Source organism: Thalassospira sp. NFXS8, from assembly GCF_040148805.1.
GTDB lineage: Bacteria > Pseudomonadota > Alphaproteobacteria > Rhodospirillales > Thalassospiraceae > Thalassospira.
This window is the reverse complement of the sequence record NZ_JAGEMF010000004.1, coordinates 193,035-212,617: the sequence shown is the minus strand read 5'-3', so window position 1 is coordinate 212,617 and position 19,583 is coordinate 193,035. Positions and strand designations below refer to the sequence as shown.

Here is a 19,583-nt window from a genome sequence, read left to right as displayed (position 1 = left end):
GTGCCATGCTGCGGCGTTTTCTCTGTCTTCATACCTGCGCAATGTAATGATCAGGCAGACCTTACTGCGCGCAGGAACTCCTCAACCCGGCCCCGCAAGACTTCGGATTCCTTTGAAAGCTCGCCAGACGCCGCCAATACCTGCTCGGCAGCAGCACCTGTTGTTGCGGCTGCCTCTGTTACCCCAAAAATATTGTGGGAAACATCGCTGGTGCCGTCTGATGCCTGCTGGATATTGCGCGTGATTTCGCCTGTTGCCGCCCCTTGCTGTTCAACAGCACTGGCAATGTTCGCCGCAATTTCGTTGATTTCGTCAATCGTTGCCCCAATCCCCTGAATGGCAGAAACCGCACCGCGGGTTTCATTCTGGATTGCACTGATCTGGTTGGTAATTTCGTCCGTTGCACGCGCGGTAGCGGATGCCAGATTTTTAACCTCTGCCGCCACAACGGCGAACCCCTTGCCTGCTTCTCCGGCGCGTGCCGCTTCGATCGTTGCATTAAGTGCCAGAAGATTGGTCTGATTGGCGACATCGTTAATCATGTTAACGACGTCTCCGATTTTCTGCGCCGCATCGGCCAGTCCCTGTACCTGTTTATTGGTAAGGAGGGCATCCTCCGCTGCCTTGGACGCAATTTTGGCCGAATGACTAACCTGATTGCTAATTTCACCAATTGACGAACTAAGCTCTTCAGTGGCACTGGCAACTGTCTGCACATTTACCGAGGCTTCATCCGCTGCCGCGGCAACCGCCGTTGACTGCCGACTGGTTTGTTCGGCCGTTGCTGTCATTGACTGCGCTGTCACTTGCATTTCAGTTGCAGCCGAGGCCAGACCATCCAAAACATCCGCCACATCCTGGTCAAACCCCCTGGTCAAACGCTCGATCAAATCGGTACGGTGTTGTCGTAACCGGGCTTGCTCTTTTTCATGTTCGGCCATTTCATCTGCCTTGATCATATTTTCCTTAAAAACAAGTACAGCCTGCGCCATATCGCCGATTTCATCGCGATAATCCTGCCCGGGGATATCAACCGATTTATCCCCGCCAGCAAGAACCCTCATTGCATCTGTAATAAATAAAATAGGCCTGGAAATCCCGATACCTATAATCGATGCTGCCGAAATACCAGCCACCAGCGCGGCAACCGCAATAATCGAAACCCAGATAACTGCATTGCCTATCGCCTTCTCGGCATGCGGACCGAGTGCATCCTGCTCGGATTTGATATCAAGCTTCAGTTGCTCCATATCCGCAGCAATCTTTGATCCGGTGGCACTCATTTTTTCCGCAAAAAGCCGATCCCGATCAACAGCATCTGATGTTCCGATCAGCTTGGCAAAATTCTCGGTATACATCCTGATTGCATCACTGCTCTCCTTTGCAACAGCTTGCCTCGCAGGCTTGATCAAAAGTCCTGCTAACTCGACACTATATTCGTGTGTCGATTTTAACCGCTCGCGCACATGCTCCGCAGCTTCAGGCGAACCATTTTTCACATATTCAAACACGGCGAGACGCGCTTCGAGCAAATTGGCCTGCACCCGACCAGCCTGAAGTGACTGCAATGCAATTTGACGATATCTGGTGAAATTTTCATCTGCCGATCGCAGCGAAAACACACCCACAAAGGCAACCATCAACAACAAAACCAGCACAATTCCAAAGCCGCCGAACACTTTTTGCCGGACCGTAATTTTTTTTAGAAAATTCATCATTTGATACTCCCCCTGATTAACGCACGTGATGACGCATGCTCCTTTTCCCCAGGCACAAAACTCCATACATCGCCATCGCTCGCTATGCGTAACTGGCAAAAAAACGAGACAAACCAAAAGGATAATGATCAGGCACGAAGAAACTCTTCCAGCTAAACCACAGGAAAAGACGCGTTCTCGAACGTGACTCAAGATCAATCAGGAGGTATCATTAAGTTTGGAATGTGTATCTTCGGTGAAGTAGGTACAAATACCGAGCACCCTGGAACAAAGTGCTACCTGCAACCTTGAATCAAATGAACGACCCCTCACTTAAATGACATGGCGTGAATTGATCGTTCGCACCATGAAGAGCACATACATTTTCGTGAAGACCAGTTAACCGAGATTTTGTAACCCCTGAATATTTCTGCCGATTGCAAATCCTAGCTCTTTTACGAACCCCCATAGCCGGAAAGACATCCAAATTTTGGACACCCCAAACAATGGAACATAAAGTACCCTTTTTCAAGCGGAAAAAGAAACTCATTGGTCAAAAATGGTATAAAAATATACCATATTTTGATGAAGGCCGGGTGAATTCCCTATGAACAGTCGCCTTAGCGACCGCATCCGGGCCGCGAGAAAATACTTGGGATTAAGCGCATCACAGGCAGCAGACCTTACAGGGCTGACGCGAAAATCCTGGGAACGCTATGAACTGGACAAAAATGAACCACGTGCAATATCTCTGGCCATGTTGGTAGAACATGGAATTGATGGCAATTGGCTGCTGACGGGAAAAGGCGACATGACAACACCAAACCCCCAAAATACGCAGCCTGTACTGGACCATGACTTACTAAAACTTACCGTCAATGAATTGGAAAAATTTCGCGCACAAAATTGCCCAGCCTGGAGCAACGAGCAAATCGCCCGCATCATCGCGCTAGGCTATCAAATGCTGGCAACCGAAAAGCAAAAAGGAAACACGCCCGAAACCGCCAATCTTCTGTTCCTTATGCAAGCCGCACTTTTATAAAGCTGGTATAAAGTCATGGAGACCACAACAGTCCCTAAAACCTTTTGGTACAACGCAAAGGATGCCAGGCAGAAAAGCCATGCGTTATCTGCTTTCCCGGGAAGGGCGGTTTCTCCACCAGTAACCCAATGTCAAAGCAACATGTACCTGACAAACAAGGTACGTCGTCACCGCCCAAACACAGAAAGCCCCGCAGCAAGCTCGATCTGCGGGGCATAAATTTTCAACAGTTGATTTAGCCGCCTGTCATCAGGCCGCTTTTACCGCAAGCAGGAACTGTTCAACCCGACTGCGCAAGACTTCCGATTGTTCTGAAAGCTCGCCAGACGCCGCCAGTACCTGTTCCGCAGCAGCACCGGTCGAGGATGCAGCCTCGGTGACACCGGAAATATTCTGTGAAACTTCGCTGGTCCCCGACGATGCCTGTTGAACATTTCGGGTAATTTCCTGTGTCGCTGCCCCTTGTTGCTCAACCGCGCTGGCAATATTTGACGCTATTTCATTGATTTGGGCAATTGTGCCCCCAATCGATTGAATAGCCGTCACAGCATCACGGGTTTCATTTTGAATGCCGGTAATCTGGCTGGTGATTTCATCTGTGGCGCGCGCCGTTGCCGAAGCCAGGTTTTTCACCTCGGCGGCAACAACGGCAAACCCTTTGCCTGCTTCGCCAGCACGGGCGGCCTCAATCGTGGCATTTAACGCCAAAAGGTTGGTTTGATTGGCAATATCGTTAATCAGATTAACGACTTCGCCAATTTTGTGTGCGGCCTGCGCAAGGCCCTGTATCTGGGCATTTGTATGTTCAGCATCGTTAACCGCCTTGGTTGAAATCCGGGCTGATTGGCTAACCTGATGGCTGATTTCATTAATCGACGCGCTTAATTCCTCGGCTGCACTGGCGACGGTCTGCACATTATTGGACGCCTGATCCGATGCCGCCGCCACGGCAGTCGACTGACGGCTGGTTTCCTCGGCAGTCGCGGTCATCGATTGCGCGGTTGCCTGCATTTCCGTCGCGGCCGACGCAACTGTTTTCAATACAGCGCTAACATCGGCATCAAAATCGGTTGTCAGCTTATCAATCATCTCGGTACGTCGCTGCCGGCGTTTCTGGGCTTGCTGTTCATTTTCGGCAAGCTCCGCCGCCTTGATCATGTTTTCCTTAAAAATCAGTACCGCATCGGCCATATTGCCGATCTCGTCCTTGTGATCCTGACCGGGAATTTCCACCGATTTATCGCCTTCGGCCAATGTTCGCATGGCGTCGGTAATTGCCAGAATCGGAGAGGAAATTCCCCGTCCAACGACAATCGCGGCCCCTATCCCCAAAATCAGCGCAACCGCCGAAACCACAACCGACGTTATAACAGCCATTTCGGTCGCATTGCTTGCGCGCGGGCCAAGTTCGTCCTGCTCGGCTTTCAACTTGAGTTTCAATTGTTCCATTGCCGCAGCAACCTTCGGCCCAATGACATCAAGTGTATTACGCACCAAATCATCCCGACGTGTTAGTGATACCGGGTCATCCTCTCGGCTCAGCACAATAACTTCGTCAAATGTACTAATGTAGGTTTTAAGTTCCTCATCAACGGTCAGAAGCATAGCGCGGACGTCTTCATTCCTATTTGAAGCCGCAAGTTGCTGATTTAATTCCAGCGTCTTTGAAGCACGCGTTTTTGCTGTATTTCCGGAATTTTCCGATTTGGTCAGAAGAAAATCCTTCACCCCCAAACGTGCTTCCAAAAGATTGGCCTGCACCCGCCCCGCAAGGTTGGTCTGCAATGCCAGGTGGCGATAACTTTTAAAATTATCATCCGCTGCCCGCAACGAAACCCCCGAAACAACGGCAATCACCAGCAGAAGTGCTATGATAATGCCGAACCCGCCAAATATTTTTGTTGGAATATTGATATTTTTAAGCATATCGCCCCCGGCAAAACACAGGCCGCAAATGCCGCCTGAATCTATATCATTGTATAGAACTGTCCCTGATTTTGCCTTGAACAACAGTGATTTAGGTCACACAATAGAATTTTCATCATCCATAAGTATGGGTTATTTTTTATTTGCCAAATAAATCCACACTTTGGGAACTGTTCTTTTGAGCAAGCACCATCAGCCCCGGTTTTAACTTTCCCCTGAAGCGATAGTTTGGCATAGTCGACTCCTGTGTCGGGTTTGGCCGGTTTGGCCAAGGGAACACGGGAGAAGACGCAATTCACAACTTTTAATTGCGTTCTTTGCGCCCGGGCTGCCCCCGCAACTGTGAGTGACGAGTTGGAAACGGGAATGGTCACTGATCCGGACAAACAGGATCGGGAAGGCTGTTTTCAGCGACGACGCACGAGCCAGGAAACCTGCCCGCACGGACGATGGCGTGAAATTGTTTAGCCATTCGGGACATACAAAAACTCGGAGGGAGTTTTCTGAAAATGACGACAGCAACCAAAACAGTATCTTTGGGAATAAGCCAGCGTATTGCCGCTGCCGCCGTGGCAATGGTACTGGGCGGGGTTTTGTTGTATGGGGCCGGTTTTGCCAGTGCCAATACCTTGCATAATGCCGCCCACGACGGGCGCCATGCTTTTGCGTTTCCCTGCCACTAAGGCACACCTTCCCAAAAGGTCTTTGACATGATCCAACGTATCCTGTTCGCTGCGATTTTCGCGGGCGTGCTTGGTGGCGTGTTTATTTCCGCTGCCCAGCATTTAAAAGTCACCCCTCTTATCCTTGAGGCTGAAACCTACGAGGAAATGGACGCCGGCGCAGCAACACCGGAACCGGCATCTGCCCCCCATGATATATCCATCGCAGGTCATGATCATACTCATGACCATGCTGGCATCACAGCCAATACCGACCATGATCACGCCGCAACAATGGCGAGCGAGCATCATCACGATGAAAATGCCTGGGCACCACAAGACGGGTTTGAACGGGTTTCCTATACTTTGCTCGCCAATATCGTAATTGGTGTCGGTTATGCCCTGTTGTTATGTGCCGGTATTGTATTGCGCGGTAAAGACATCACCATTCGCCAGGGCATGATGTGGGGAATGGGCGGTTTTATGGCTTTTTCACTTTTTCCAGCACTGGGTCTTCCGCCCGAATTGCCCGGTTCGGTGGCGGCCCCGCTTGAAGCACGTCAGATATGGTGGTTAAGTGCTGCCATTGGCGGTGCAGCAGGATTGGCCCTGATCGCCTTTGGTAAAGGCTGGGTTTACAAACTGATTGGCCTGGTCGCCATTATCACCCCCCATATATATGGGGCACCACATGTCAAGGAAGCCCTTGGCGGCGCCCTGCCCGCTGAACTCGCCGCCGAATTTGCCATAGCGTCAATTATAACCAGCGCGGCTTTCTGGCTGGTTTTGGGCGGTTTGTCCGGCGCGTTTCTGGCCCGCAGGCCTTTATCGCAGACATAATATCGGGGAGACGACCACGCATTGCCCATCCAAATCCACGAAAAAATGCATCCTTGAAGGGTGCATTTTTATTTGGGGGTATATAAAAAAATGGACACCAAAAGGTGCCCATTCAAGGTTCAGTCGGCAGTTTATATCGAATATCTTACGACGTCGCATCGTCAAGAACAGCCCGACGACGATCACGCAAGGACCCTGCCGTCGCGCGACCATCACCGGTCGGCTGGTAATAAACCGTCATATCCCGCAGGGCTGCACGCACTTTTTCAAGGGCAGTTTCAACGTCGTCAGACAGTTCATAGGCATCAAAACCACAACGATGCATATACAAAATCTGATCGCGCAGCACATCACCAACGGCCCGCATTTCTCCGGCATAGCCATAACGCTCACGCAAAACGCGGCCATAGGAATATCCGCGCCCATCAGTATAGGCCGGGAATTTAACTGCAATCAGCGAAAAACGATCAATATCCTCGGCCAGATCTTCCGGTGCGTCACCGGGTACCAGCAACACACCCAGTCCGCCATTGCGCGCAATCAGGCTGTCACGTTCGGCCTTAAAGCGGCCCAGACTAACCAGAACATTGGTGCCACTTTCGGGAATGGAACTTTCATCATCCAGCGTGACCCATTCATTTTCGATCACGCTGTCATTTTTAACGATCGCCATAAAGCACCTCCTTGAACGGGTCCATGCCAACACGGCGATAGGTATCGATGAAACGTTCGCCAACCGTGCGAATGTCAATGTAACGGGTAATTAGCGCTTCAATCGCATCAACAACTTCGGCCTCGGAAAAACCGGCACCGGCAATCTTGCCAATAGAGGCATCCTGGCTGGCATCGCCACCCAGTGTGATCTGGTAAAATTCCTTGCCGCGTTTATCGAGACCCAAAATACCGATATGCCCAACGTGATGATGCCCACAGGCATTAATGCAGCCCGAAATTTTGATTTTCAACTCGCCAATATCATATTGACGTTCCAGGTCGCCAAACCGTTCGGAAATACGCTGCGACAACGGAATCGACCGTGCGGTTGCCAGGGCGCAATAATCCAGCCCCGGGCAGGCAATAATATCGGTGACAAAACCCAGATTGGCTGTTGCCAATAAGGCACTATTCAATTCGGCCCACAGGGCAAAAAGATCGGCCTTTTTAACGTGCGGCAAAACAAGGTTTTGTTCATGGGTCACACGCACGTCGCCAAAGCTGTATTGATCGGCAAGATCGCCCACCAGTTCCATCTGGTCGGCCGTGGCATCACCGGGAATACCGCCAATCGGTTTAAGCGAAATATTGGCAATGGCGTAACCGGGCTGTTTGTGCGCAATCACATTGGACCGCACCCAGGCAGCAAAATCGGGGTGGGCCTGTTTGCGGCGTTCAAATTCAGGATCGTTCTCTTGCAATTCCTCAAACGCGGGCGGTGCGAACTGGGCAATATATTGCGCAATTTCGTCATCGCTTACACGCAAGGAACCGTCCCTGATTTTTGACCATTCTTCTTCAACAAGACGGCGAATTTCATCAACGCCAACTTCATGAACCAAAATTTTGATACGTGCCTTGTATTTGTTATCGCGGCGGCCAAAACGATTATAAACCCGCAAAATGGCTTCCAGATACGAAAACAAATCGTTCTTGCCGATAAAATCGCGAACGGTTTTACCAACAAATGGCGTCCGTCCCAATCCGCCGCCCACGATTACTTCAAACCCGGTTTCACCAGCATCGTTTTTGTGCATCCGCAGGCCAATGTCATGCACGCGCACCGCAGCACGATCATTTGGCGAGCCGGTAACCGCAATTTTAAACTTGCGCGGCAAATAGGTAAATTCCGGGTGGAAAGTCGACCATTGACGGATCAGTTCGCAATAAGGGCGCGGATCTTCAATCTCGTCGGCGGCGGCACCGGCATATTGATCGGTCGTTGTGTTACGAATGCAGTTACCCGACGTTTGAATGGCATGCATTTCAACCGTTGCCAGATCGGCCAGCGCATCGGGAATTTCGTTTAGTTTTGGCCAGTTATACTGGATATTCTGCCGGGTGGTGAAATGGCCATAACCCTTGTCATAGGTGCGCGCAATATAGCCCAGCTTGCGCATCTGTTCGCCGTTCATGGTGCCATAAGGCACGGCAACACGCAGCATATAGGCATGCAACTGCAAATAAACACCATTCATCAGGCGCAAGGGTTTGAACTGATCTTCGGTCAGTTCGCCTGAAATACGCCGGGCAACCTGGTCGCGAAACTGCGCAGTGCGTTCCGCAAGAAGCTGGCGGTCAAAATCGTCATAACGATACATAATGTACCCTCCTTATCCCGCCTGATAACCAAGATCGGTCCGAACACTTGGCCCTAATGTGCGCAACACTTCACGGTATTTGGTGGGCACCAACACACCATCTTCCTGCGCAACATCAATCAGATACGGGCCAACAACCGTTACTTGCTGCTTTTCGGTATCGGCGCGCGCCATCAAGGCTTCCGCTTGCGGGGCATTTTCTGCGCAAACAGCATCACGGAGGTCGGTGCTCCATCCGTCATCAGCGGTCATAAAGACCGCCAGGCCATCATCAAGCCGGTTTGCCGTAACAACTTGCAAGGACATTGGGTTCTCTCAGACAGTAAATCTCTCATGGGTGCCCGCATTGAACCGGGCTTTTGTTATGTGGAATTTGGCTGATCGGGCGTTATTGGTCAAGTTTTTTTGTTAAATACCTTAAATAACATTTATTATTTGTTATTTTTCGAGAAACTTGACGATCACCGCGCCCTCCGCTAGGTCAACAGCTGCAAATAACAGCAGATCGAACCATGCCCCAGAACCTTATCAAGCTAAGTGTTGGCACTGAAAGCCCGGAAACCCTGCGCCAATGGCAGGAATATATGCGCCAAACCTATGGGCGCATTTATCATACCACCCGCATGACGCCCAAGCGCCGCGACGATGTTCTAGACGGAGGGTCCATTTATTGGGTTATCAAAGGGGCCATCCGGTGCCGTCAACGCGTCATTGATCTTGAAGAATTTACCGATGAAGCCGGCATTAAACATTGCCGCATTGTTCTGGACGACAACCTGATCGAAACCGCGGCCTATCCGCATCGGGCTTTTCAGGGCTGGCGTTATCTGGCCGAAGATAAAACCCCGCCCGATGCCAAAGCCGGTGGCAATACAGACGCCCTGCCCGAAGATATGGCAATGGAATTGCGCGATCTGGGCCTGATTTGACACGGAAACGCTATGGTGCGGCGGGCCTGATAAAAGCTAATCCTGCGAAATCACTCCGGGGACCAGCTTTTGTCCGGCCGACAAGCCCGGCTGGTTTTCCTCAATATCTTTCAGGGTGGCTTCAACTTCCTTTTTAAGCCAACGAATAAACGCCATCACACGAGGACGGTTCAGGTTTTCTTCCGGGCAGGTCACATAATAGGCATAACTTGATACCACTTTTTGTGGAAATGGCCGCACCAGCAACCCCGCCTTCAAATCCTGTGCTGCCAAAGATGTGCGTGCAACCCCAATCCCCTGCCCCATCAAGGCAGCCTGAATCACCATATCGCCGCTGTTAAACCGCAACCCGCGACGTAAATCAATGCCGGTCACCCCAACCCCATCCAGCCAAAACTGCCAGTCGGCAGCACGCGGCAGGCTCGGATCCGAGGTTGCATCATGCAGCAACTGGTGCCCTGCAATATCTTGCGGTACATGCAATATCGGGCTATTGGCCAGATAATCGGGACTGCAAACGGGGAAAACCTCGTCGCGCATTAAACGTTCTGTATGCAGATTGGGATAATGCCCCCGGCCAAAGCGCACGGCCAAATCAATCCCTTCAGTGCGAAAATCAACCAACCGGTCATCGGCGTGAATACGCACATCAATATCGGGATGTTCCGTGCGAAAATGCCCCAGACGCGGGATCAGCCATTTCACAGCAAAGGATTGCAGCACACTTACCGTCACCACCCCGGCTTCTTCCACTGCCAGAAGGCTTTCAATTTCGCCAGCAATGCGGGTAAAACCTTCGCTGGTGGCACGTGCCAGCCGCTCCCCTTCATCAGTTAACTGCAAGCGGCGCGGCAAGCGAAAAAACAGCCGAAATCCCAAATATTCTTCCAACTGGCGAATTTGCTGGCTGACCGCCCCCTGGGTCACAAAAAGCTCCTCGGCGGCGCGGGTAAAGTTTAAATGCCGGGCGGCGGCATCAAACGCACGCAGGGCCTGCAACGGGGGCAATCTCATGGTCGGGCTCTCACTTTAACAAAACAGGCATGAACATGTCCAAACACCGCCACGTTCACTAGACATCTAAAATTTATCATTAGCCAAACTAATACTTAGGCTGAGAATGTATGATTTGTCACCTGCTGTTTTTTGGTCGAAAAATTAAATCACACCAATTTCAGCGCCAACAATTGGCGACCAAAGGAACAGGAGGTTTTCGCCATGATGCGAAGATCACTCATTAGCCATGCTACCGACCATACAGCCGAACCCAACGACAGAACCACCCAGGGGAATCATAATAACGTTGATTTTCTTGACAGTGTGAACCGCTTTTTCCACCGCCTGTCACTGTATCTTGCACAAAAGTGGCCCGATAAACGACAACCGCTGCAGCCCGAATATATGACCGATTATCAGTTGGCCGATATCGGTTTGCATCGATCGGATATCAACAATGAATATGAAAAATCATATCATTGGCACATTGATTTGAAGAATTGATCTGTCTCCTTGCGGTTACGTGGAAACAATACGTATCCTGCAACAAGACATTCACTATCCTGCAACAAGACATTCACATCAGGCGGGCAACACTACCTTCTTGCCCGCCTGTCCTGTGCCCCGGGAAAAGGATTGAACATGGCGAAAAAGCAAAAGCCTACGCCGGAAAAAACGCCAAAGGCCAAAGACCATGGCGCCCCCCAGCTGGAACGCGCGCTTCACAAAACACAGCATAGCCGTAGCCATGCGAACCTGAACCCGGATTTACGCGACCTTGATAGCGAAACCCGCGATCACATGTTGCTGGATGCCGAAAGCCTGACCATGGAACAGCTTGATGATGGCAAACCCGATCACCATCATGCCCAAAAGCCAAAGACCAAATCCGCCCGGGATGCCGAAAACCAAAGAAAGAATGACGTAGAAATGGCCCGTAAAGACACCAAGAAACATGAAAAAGAAGTCTCTACGGTGGAAAAGCGTGCGGTACATATTGTTCATAAAAACGTGAGTGTGCCCCCTGACCTGCCAGCTTCTCCGGATGAACCTTTGGAAAAAATCAAAACCAAACAATATCTGGAACTGATCGCGCCGCTACATATAGAGCTTCTGAAATTTCAAAACTGGGTCAAAAGTGAAAAGGTCAAGGCCCTGATCATTTTTGAAGGCCGCGACGCCGCCGGAAAAGGTGGCACCATCAAACGCTTTACCGAACATCTGAACCCGCGTGGTGCCCGTGTTGTTGCGCTGGACAAACCCAATGATCGCGAAGTGACGCAATGGTATTTTCAGCGATATATGCAACATTTACCTTCAGGCGGTGAAATCGTGCTGTTTGACCGGTCGTGGTATAACCGGGCGATGGTCGAACGGGTAATGGGCTTTTGCACCCGCTTTGAAGTTAGCGAATTTTTGCAGTCCGTTCCCGAACTGGAGCGCATGTTGCTGCGCTCGCACACCTCGATGACCAAATTCTATTTTTCGGTCAGCAAGGATGAACAGGCACGCCGTTTTGCCCAGCGCCAGGAAGACCCGCTAAAACAATGGAAACTCAGCCCGGTTGATCTGGCGTCGCAAAACCTGTGGGATGAATATACCCAGGCCAAGGAAGAAATGTTTTACGCCACATCAACCCAGGCCTGCCCATGGGTAATCATTAAATCGGACGATAAAAAGCGCGCCCGCATTAATGCCATTCGCTATTTCCTGTCCCAATTCGATTATCAGGGAAAACTGCCCGACATTTTGCACTATGATCCGCGCATTGTTCGCAATGTTGACCAGGAACTGGGCATCGACGACTGAACAATATAATTTTTTGACGGTCAGGGGTTGTGTCAATTTGCCCCTGACCCGGCGAACCATTTCTATACATAATATCCTGGCCCCTGTTGAGTTGACGCTTTGCTGCCGGAAACTTGCTTATCTCTGTCAACCAAACAGCGGGTACAAACAGCCACCGATTGACAAGGCACCGCCCCCCGGCCTTTATAAGGCACAGGAAAAACCTTAAAACGGGAGGCTGTATCATGGCCAAATGTGCATTTATCGGCTTGGGTGTTATGGGATACCCAATGGCCGGGCATCTTCAGAAATCGGGCCACAGCGTAACGGTCTATAACCGCACCACCGCCAAGGCCGAAAAATGGGCTGCAGAATTTGGTGGCACGTTTGCCGCAACCCCGGCCAATGCTGCGAAAGATGCAGAATTTGTATTTTGTTGCGTTGGCAATGACGATGATTTGCGCAGCGTTATTACCGGTCCCGATGGCGCACTGGCAGGTATGTCTGCCGGAACGATATTGGTGGATCACACCACGGCATCGGCCAATGTTGCGCGCGAACTTTACCAACTGGCGGCCCGGCAGGATGTATCAATGATCGACGCGCCTGTTTCCGGTGGACAGGCCGGTGCCGAAAACGGTGTTTTGACCGTAATGTGCGGCGGCGACCAGACTGCGTTTGACAAGGCCGCCCCCGTCATTGATGCCTTTGCCCGGTCCTGTAAACTAATGGGCGAAACCGGCAGCGGACAATTGACTAAAATGGTCAATCAGATCTGTATTGCCGGCCTGGTGCAGGGCTTGTCCGAAGCTATGAATTTTGGCAACAAGGCCGGCCTTGATATGACCAAGGTAATTGATGTGATTTCCAAAGGGGCCGCCGGAAGCTGGCAAATGGAAAATCGCGGCCAGACGATGGTGGATGGCAAATTTGATTTTGGTTTCGCTGTAGACTGGATGCGTAAGGATCTGGGAATTTGCCTGGATGAAGCAGGTCGCAATGGTGCCCGTTTGCCCGTCACGGCCCTTGTCGACCAGTTTTACGCCCAGGTCCAGGGGCGTGGCGGCAACCGCTGGGATACCTCCAGCCTGATCGACCTTCTGGCAAAACCCTGATCACGGCCGGTCTCCCCGGCAGCCTCACCCGTTAAATGCAATCTGACCACAAAAATGGCGGCATCCGAAAATGCCGCCATTTTTCATGACATTACCGATTTCTTTCCGGCAAATCTTTTACAGGCCAGCGCGTAACAGGGGTTCCACCTGGGCACGATACTGGGCCAACATGCCATTATTGAAATAGCCAACGGCACATTCAAGAACCTCGTCATGCGGCGTTTCGGCCTTGTCTGCTTCGGCGTTATCTGTCGTTTTATCGCCATCTTGTGGTTCGATTTCGTCGGTTTGCGGGTTCGGGGCCTGGTCTTCCGGGTGAAAACCGGCATTACCCAACCGTTCGATTTCGATATTGGCGGCACATTTATCGGCCTGCACCGTGGTAATTGTTTTACGCGGGTCCCGACGACGGGGCGGCAGGGCATGGGCAAGGTCAATTTCGCGGTCAAATTCTTCAGCGTCTTTTAACTGCACTTCAATATCGGGCACCACGCCATTGCCTTGCACAATGTGATCTTCCGGGGTGGTATAATATCCGGTGGTGATTTTAACACCACCGCCCCCCGAAAGCGGCATAATCCGCTGCATCGACCCTTTCCCAAACGACCGTTCGCCAATAATTATACCCCGCCCGTTTTCACGCAGGGCAGCCGCCATCAGTTCCGCACCGGATGCCGAACCGCGGTCGAGCAAAATCACCATCGGCGTACCGTCAAAATAACTGCTGCGGTCCGCTTCGTAGGTGCGCATTTTGCGCTCACCACGGCCTTCTGTCGCAACAATCAGGCCCTTGGTCAAAAACTGGTCGGCCAGGTCGGCAGCAGAATCCAGCAAGCCACCAGGATTACGGCGCAAATCAACAATAATGCCGCGCGGATTACGGACTTTATCTTTTAATTCCTGCAAATAATCCTGGGTTTGCTCGAGCGTATTGGCATCAAACCGCGACACCCGCACATAGGGAATGTCATTATCGATAATAGATGCAGTGACAGAGGGCACCTCGATTTTGGCACGCCTGATCGTGACATCAAACGTCTTTTCCTTGCGCAAAATGCCCAGTTTTACCGGCTCGCCAACCCGGCCCCGCATAAGCCGAACGGCCTCGGCAATCGGTTGGCCTTTCATGTCATGGTCGTCAATCCGGGTAATGCGATCATTTGGCTGCAATCCTGCACGTGCGGCAGGCGTATCATCAATTGGCGAAACAATGCGGATCTGTTTGTCTTCATCCTGGGCAATCACAATGCCAACACCGGCAAAGCTGCCTTCCGTGCTTTCCTGCAAACGCTTGAACATATCTTCCGACATATAGGCGCTATGCGGGTCAAGGTCATGCAGGCTTTGATCAAGGGCTTCACCGACGATATTATCAGGCGAGTGGTCCTTGGTTTCCAGTTTGGGCAGAGATGCTATCGCGTCATCAACAAATTTGGCCGTATCGACATCAAAAACATATGTTTCCCGCAACACCTGTACCGTTTCGATAAACAGGCTATCTGCCCGATCCAGTTGATCTTCTGTTGCGTTCTCGTCAACATAGTCACGATAGGCATCAAGGAAGCGTTGCTCATCCTGATTGGCCCAAACCGGACCGGCACAGGCCACCAATCGCGTTCCGGCAAATGCAATGATAATCCCGAAAACGATTGGTAAAATTCCCTTTCGCAGCACCGCCTGCTCCTTGTACTTAAATTCAAACTTAATCAGACATTATATCCTTCATCGCATAAACGCGACCCGGAACCTGATATTTTAAAGACAAATATATCCTAATTGCGGCATGGCAATATATCGATGGCCTTATATAGGCACTTAATTGCACGGACACAGTATCAGGCTGGTACTTTTCATCGTGCAGGCGCACCAAACTACAATATGGACTCGAAATCCTGTTCGGGCTTTATTATGCTGTAAATAACAATTGATGCTGGGGCACAAAAGACCACAGCACATCCGAGCGGGCGGCTCACATTTTCAGGAGACGTCATTTTTCATGACTGACTATTCGCCGCCAATAGACGATATCCGTTTCATTCTTCATCATGTTATCGGTCTTGAAGAAATTTCGGCCTTGCCCGCCTTTGCCGAGGCCACAGCCGATATAATTGATGCCATTCTTGACGAGGCAGGCAAACTTGCCGCCAGTCACCTGGCTCCGCTTAATCGTGTTGGCGATTTACAGGGCGCACAAATTTTGGCCGATGGCACGGTAAAAACGGCCGATGGCTGGAAAGATGCCTATCGCCTGTTTCAGGAAGGCGGCTGGCAAGGTATTGCAGCAAGCCCCGAGCATGGCGGCATGGGACTGCCTTTGGTGGTGGGGGCCAGCGTTGCCGAATTCTGGCATTCCGCGAATATGGCGTTCGCCCTGTGCCCGATGTTAACCGCTGGTGCGATTGAACTGCTCACCACCCATGGGGCCGGGGGCCAAAAGGACTTATATCTTACCCGCCTTATATCAGGGGAATGGACTGGCACCATGAACCTGACCGAACCCCAGGCAGGGTCCGACCTTGCCCAGGTGCGAACCCGTGCTGTTCGTGATGATGACGGTAACTGGCGCATTCATGGACAAAAAATATTCATCACATATGGCGACCACGACCTGACGGAAAATATCGTTCATCTGGTTCTGGCGCGCACCCCCGACGCACCCGAAGGTGTGCGCGGCATTTCCCTGTTCATTGTGCCCAAATTTCTAACCGACGATCAGGGGGCTATTGGCGCGCGTAACGATATCCATACCGTCTCGCTTGAACACAAACTGGGGATTCATGCCAGCCCGACAGCGGTATTGTCTTTTGGTGACACCGACGGCGCGATTGGCCAAATGGTAGGCGCAGAAGGCAAGGGCCTTGCTGCCATGTTCACCATGATGAACAATGCGCGCCTTGCCGTCGGGCAACAGGGCATTGCCATTGGCGAGCGCGCCTATCAACAAGCACTTGATTACGCCCGAACCCGAATTCAGGGACGTGATACCAACACCGGAGCCCCCTGCCCTATCCTTCATCATCCTGATATTTCAAGAATGCTTCTACGGATGCGTGCCAGTACCGAAGCCGCACGAATACTGGCCCTGTATACAGCAAGCCAGATGGACATCGCCCATCATCACTCGGACCCTGAACACCAGAAAAATGCCCAGAATCGTGCCGATCTGCTAATTCCGATGGTTAAGGCCTGGTCCACCGACCTCGGTGTTGAAAACGCATCGCTTGGCATTCAGGTCCACGGCGGCATGGGTTTTATTGAGGAAACCGGCGCGGCCCAACATTTACGCGACGCCCGGATCGCGCCAATTTATGAAGGCACCAACGGCATTCAAGCACTCGACCTGATTGGCAGGAAACTCCTGCGTGACCAGGGCCAAACCGCCACGCAACTGATTAACGACATAAAAAATGACTGCGAAAATATTGCTGCCGCAACGCCGGATATGGCATTTGTCCTTTCAGGGTTTCAACAAGCGCTTAAACAACTTGAAGCCTGCACCGGAAACATTCTGAACCAATGTGCAAATGCACCCGACATGGCTCAGGCCGTTGCCAGCCCCTATTTGCGGCTTTTTGCCACTATTTGTGGCGGCTGGTTAATGTGCAAATCGCACGCAACGGCCCTGAGCCAACCACAAGGTTTCTCATCTGCCTTTCTGACACAAAAAACGGCATCAACCGGTTTTTACCTGACCCAGATCATGCCCGAATGCGCGATGCTGGCCGCCCAGGTTGAGAACTGCCTTGATCCCGCATTTACCACAGTCTTTCGCGCCAGCATGCTCGATCCTGAAATCAGCTTTGCCAACTAGCACCCAAACAATCCCCCGCCACGAAATTGCCCGATCCCCGGATCATGGCATCTTCGTGGCAGGGAACAATAACTTTGCCCTCAAAATCACATTGTAACGCCCGGCAAAACCGCCCGAAACCGGCAAGCAAGCCTTCAATTGCGTAAAACCAAAAAAATACGGAAATTTTCAGCCAATTTCCTGTTTCTGTTTTTATCGGCTTCTCTATAATCCGCCCGATGAATCGCTTAACCCGATATATGCTCAAACAGCAGCTTATCATGATGGTTTTTGTGACACTGGGTTTGCTCTGTGTCATCTGGCTGTCGCAAAGCCTGCGTTTTGTTGAAATGATTGTAAACCGGGGTCTGTCGATTTCGGTCTTTTTGCATTTAACCTCGCTTTTGCTGCCCAGCTTCCTGACGATCATTTTACCGATCGCCCTGTTTTTTGTTGTGGTTTTTACCTACAACAAACTTATTCAGGATCGTGAGCTGATCGTCATGCGTTCGGCCGGGCTTAGCCAGTGGGCGCTGGCAAAACCTGCTATTTTTCTGGCGATTGGCGTGGCAGCAGTAGGTTATTTTTTAACGCTCTATTATCTTCCCTACAGTTATCGTCAATTCAAGGAACTGCAATATACCATCCGAAATGACTATTCCTCGGTGCTGTTGCAGGAAGGTAGCTTTACCGATATTGACGGGTTAACGATTTATGTGCGCGAAGTCGGGCAGGATAACGAATTGATGGGCATTCTTGTTCATGATGCCCGTAATCCCAACGCGCAAAGCACCATGATGGCCAAAAATGGTGCGCTGGTTCGCACCGATAAAGGCCCGCGCATCGTGCTGCTGGATGGCAACCGTCAGGAAGTCAACACCACGGACGGCACGATGTCCATCCTGTATTTTGACCGTTATGCCGTTGATATTGCCGAAGATGTTGATGATCCGTCTCTGCGATATCTTGAGGCACGCGAGCGCAGTGTTGGCAACTTGCTGACCGCCGACCCGCCCGACATCCAGCCCCAGGACATCAGAAAATACCGCGCTGAAGGGCATGAACGGCTTATTTCCCCGCTTTACGCCCTGGGCTTTGCATCACTGGCACTTGCTGTTCTGGTATCGGGGAGTTTTTCCCGCCGCACGCAACATTCGCGCTTGCTCATTGCCATTGCCATGATGGTTGGCTGCGAAGCCATGTCGATTGCGCTCAAGAACATTGCCGCTAAGAACCCGGCCTTCATTGTGTTGATGTATATAAACGTGCTGCTACCTATTGTCGGCGGCCTGTACTGGACCTTCAGGGGGCCTAAAATTACATTGGCACGCAAAGATAACAAAGGACCGGAAGACCACGAAGAAGGATCCCGCGCATGAGGGTCTCTCCCATTTTAACGTGGTATTTCGGTCGCCATGTGCTGTTTTCCATTCTTGCCATTCTGGTTTTGCTGGTCGGTTTGATTTTTATTGGCGATGTGATCGAACTTTTGCGCCGTGCCAGCAGTCGCCCCGATGCCACCATGAGCATCATTTTGCAAATGGCCACGGCCCGCATTCCATTCATGACCGAAAAGGTTTTGCCGTTTGGCGTGCTCTTCGGGTCGATGTATTCATTTTGGAAACTGACCGGCAATCAGGAACTGGTTGTAACCCGGGCCGCCGGGGTTTCGGCATGGCAGTTTTTGCTCCCGCCCCTTATGTGTGCCTTCTTGCTCGGCACCATCCAGATGACCGCTCTGAACCCGCTTTCATCCATTCTGTTGCAAAAATACGAAAAACTTGATGCCCGCTATCTCAAGGGTGTGACGAGTGTGATGAACCTGTCATCTAGCGGGTTGTGGCTACGCCAGGGCACACAAAAAGGCCAGGCTGTTATTTTTGCCCGGACGGTTCAGTCCCAGGAAGAAGAGCGCATCGATTTACGCGACGTAACTGTCTTCCGGTTTGAAAATCTGGATGATTTCACATCACGCATTGATGCAGCCCGGGCCGTTCTGGAACCCGGCTTGTGGCATTTCTATGATGCCTGGAGCTTTGTGCCGGGACAAAAAAGCACGTTTACCAAAGACATGGAACTGCCGACCAATCTGACCGCGCGTAAAATCCAGGACAGTTTTGCCTCGCCCGATACCATGTCGTTCTGGGACCTAAAGCCGTTCATCAATTTGCTTGAACGCGCCGGTTTCAATGCCAAACGGCATCGCATCCACTTCAACAGCCTGCTATCCCGACCGCTTTTATTATGCGCCATGGTTTTGATCGCGGCAGCATTTTGTCTTAAATTTTCTCGACGGCGCAGGGTCTCTCTTGTTATCGGTGGTGGTGTTACCACGGGATTTCTGTTGTATTTCTTTACCGACGTTGCTTCTGCACTGGGTGTTTCGGGTGGCTTGCCTCCGGCCCTGGCAGCTTGGGCACCAGCTGGTATTTCTGCATTGCTGGGAATATCAACATTGTTACATCTGGAGGATGGCTAACTAG

At 51.3% G+C, this 19,583-nt stretch carries 17 protein-coding genes and 1 riboswitch; of the genes, 10 read left to right on the top strand and 7 right to left on the bottom strand.

Annotation, left to right across the window (positions count from 1 at the left end):
• Positions 1-50: 50 nt before the first annotated feature.
• Entirely contained in the window at positions 51-1,718 is a 1,668-nt protein-coding gene (locus tag J4E05_RS19885) for a methyl-accepting chemotaxis protein (RefSeq protein WP_349599290.1), read from the bottom strand.
• Between the two features lie 586 nt (positions 1,719-2,304).
• Here J4E05_RS19885 and J4E05_RS19880 point away from each other — a divergent pair.
• Positions 2,305-2,739, top strand: coding sequence for a helix-turn-helix domain-containing protein (locus J4E05_RS19880; RefSeq protein ID WP_349599287.1), 435 nt, complete (start codon positions 2,305-2,307; stop codon positions 2,737-2,739).
• A gap of 249 nt (positions 2,740-2,988) precedes the next feature.
• Here the strand turns inward: J4E05_RS19880 and J4E05_RS19875 are convergent, their stop codons facing one another.
• A complete protein-coding gene (locus tag J4E05_RS19875) occupies positions 2,989-4,665 on the bottom strand; it encodes a methyl-accepting chemotaxis protein (protein ID WP_349599284.1) in 1,677 nt (558 codons plus the stop codon).
• Between the two features lie 233 nt (positions 4,666-4,898).
• Positions 4,899-5,121, top strand: a riboswitch (cobalamin riboswitch).
• Positions 5,122-5,174: 53 nt separating this feature from the next.
• Here J4E05_RS19875 and J4E05_RS19870 point away from each other — a divergent pair.
• On the top strand, positions 5,175-5,348 hold the full coding sequence (locus J4E05_RS19870) for a CbtB domain-containing protein (RefSeq protein WP_085584033.1): 174 nt from the start codon (positions 5,175-5,177) through the stop codon (positions 5,346-5,348).
• 27 nt (positions 5,349-5,375) lie between these two features.
• Positions 5,376-6,167 carry a CbtA family protein gene (locus J4E05_RS19865; protein WP_349599281.1) on the top strand — a complete coding sequence of 264 codons (792 nt, stop codon included), beginning with the start codon at positions 5,376-5,378 and terminating at the stop codon, positions 6,165-6,167.
• Between the two features lie 145 nt (positions 6,168-6,312).
• Here J4E05_RS19865 and J4E05_RS19860 read toward each other — a convergent pair whose 3' ends face one another.
• The 3 genes from J4E05_RS19860 to J4E05_RS19850 are packed head-to-tail and all read right to left on the bottom strand — an operon-like array spanning position 6,313 to position 8,788.
• The gene (locus tag J4E05_RS19860) at positions 6,313-6,840 is read right to left on the bottom strand and encodes a DUF934 domain-containing protein (protein WP_349599279.1); all 528 of its coding nucleotides are present in this window, start codon (positions 6,838-6,840) and stop codon (positions 6,313-6,315) included.
• Positions 6,827-8,482, bottom strand: coding sequence for a nitrite/sulfite reductase (locus tag J4E05_RS19855; RefSeq protein ID WP_349599276.1), 1,656 nt, complete (start codon positions 8,480-8,482; stop codon positions 6,827-6,829). The genes J4E05_RS19860 and J4E05_RS19855 overlap by 14 nt, the downstream gene beginning before the upstream one ends.
• Positions 8,483-8,494: 12 nt before the next feature.
• Entirely contained in the window at positions 8,495-8,788 is a 294-nt protein-coding gene (locus tag J4E05_RS19850; protein WP_349599273.1) for a DUF2849 domain-containing protein, read from the bottom strand.
• 206 nt (positions 8,789-8,994) lie between these two features.
• On the opposite strand from J4E05_RS19850, the gene J4E05_RS19845 reads away from it, so the two are divergent.
• Positions 8,995-9,411 carry a DUF1489 family protein gene (locus tag J4E05_RS19845; RefSeq protein WP_085588910.1) on the top strand — a complete coding sequence of 139 codons (417 nt, stop codon included), beginning with the start codon at positions 8,995-8,997 and terminating at the stop codon, positions 9,409-9,411.
• Positions 9,412-9,447: 36 nt separating this feature from the next.
• Here the strand turns inward: J4E05_RS19845 and J4E05_RS19840 are convergent, their stop codons facing one another.
• Positions 9,448-10,425, bottom strand: a complete 978-nt coding sequence (locus J4E05_RS19840) for a transcriptional regulator GcvA (protein WP_349599269.1) — start codon at positions 10,423-10,425, stop codon at positions 9,448-9,450.
• Between the two features lie 132 nt (positions 10,426-10,557).
• Here J4E05_RS19840 and J4E05_RS19835 point away from each other — a divergent pair, with 132 nt between their 5' ends.
• The 3 genes from J4E05_RS19835 to J4E05_RS19825 all read left to right on the top strand — a co-directional run bounded on the left by J4E05_RS19835 (position 10,558) and on the right by J4E05_RS19825 (position 13,310).
• Positions 10,558-10,911 (top strand): DUF1127 domain-containing protein, encoded by a 354-nt coding sequence (locus tag J4E05_RS19835; RefSeq protein WP_349599266.1) that lies wholly within the window; start codon positions 10,558-10,560, stop codon positions 10,909-10,911.
• A gap of 138 nt (positions 10,912-11,049) precedes the next feature.
• The gene (gene ppk2 / locus J4E05_RS19830) at positions 11,050-12,216 is read left to right on the top strand and encodes a polyphosphate kinase 2 (RefSeq protein WP_246832861.1); all 1,167 of its coding nucleotides are present in this window, start codon (positions 11,050-11,052) and stop codon (positions 12,214-12,216) included.
• Positions 12,217-12,440: 224 nt separating this feature from the next.
• On the top strand, positions 12,441-13,310 hold the full coding sequence (locus J4E05_RS19825) for an NAD(P)-dependent oxidoreductase (protein ID WP_349599262.1): 870 nt from the start codon (positions 12,441-12,443) through the stop codon (positions 13,308-13,310).
• A gap of 117 nt (positions 13,311-13,427) precedes the next feature.
• On the opposite strand, the gene J4E05_RS19820 is transcribed toward J4E05_RS19825, so the two are convergent.
• Positions 13,428-14,984, bottom strand: coding sequence for a S41 family peptidase (locus tag J4E05_RS19820; RefSeq protein ID WP_246832862.1), 1,557 nt, complete (start codon positions 14,982-14,984; stop codon positions 13,428-13,430).
• Positions 14,985-15,306: 322 nt separating this feature from the next.
• Here J4E05_RS19820 and J4E05_RS19815 point away from each other — a divergent pair, with 322 nt between their 5' ends.
• The 3 genes from J4E05_RS19815 (at position 15,307) to lptG (ending at position 19,579) form a co-directional block, all read left to right on the top strand.
• Entirely contained in the window at positions 15,307-17,121 is a 1,815-nt protein-coding gene (locus tag J4E05_RS19815) for an acyl-CoA dehydrogenase (protein ID WP_349599259.1), read from the top strand.
• 218 nt (positions 17,122-17,339) lie between these two features.
• Positions 17,340-18,479: an LPS export ABC transporter permease LptF gene (gene lptF / locus J4E05_RS19810; RefSeq protein ID WP_349599256.1), complete on the top strand. Its 1,140-nt coding sequence runs from the start codon at positions 17,340-17,342 to the stop codon at positions 18,477-18,479.
• Complete coding sequence (lptG, locus tag J4E05_RS19805) at positions 18,476-19,579, top strand: LPS export ABC transporter permease LptG (RefSeq protein WP_349599253.1); 1,104 nt, start codon at positions 18,476-18,478, stop codon at positions 19,577-19,579. The genes lptF and lptG overlap by 4 nt, the downstream gene beginning before the upstream one ends.
• Positions 19,580-19,583 lie beyond the last annotated feature (4 nt).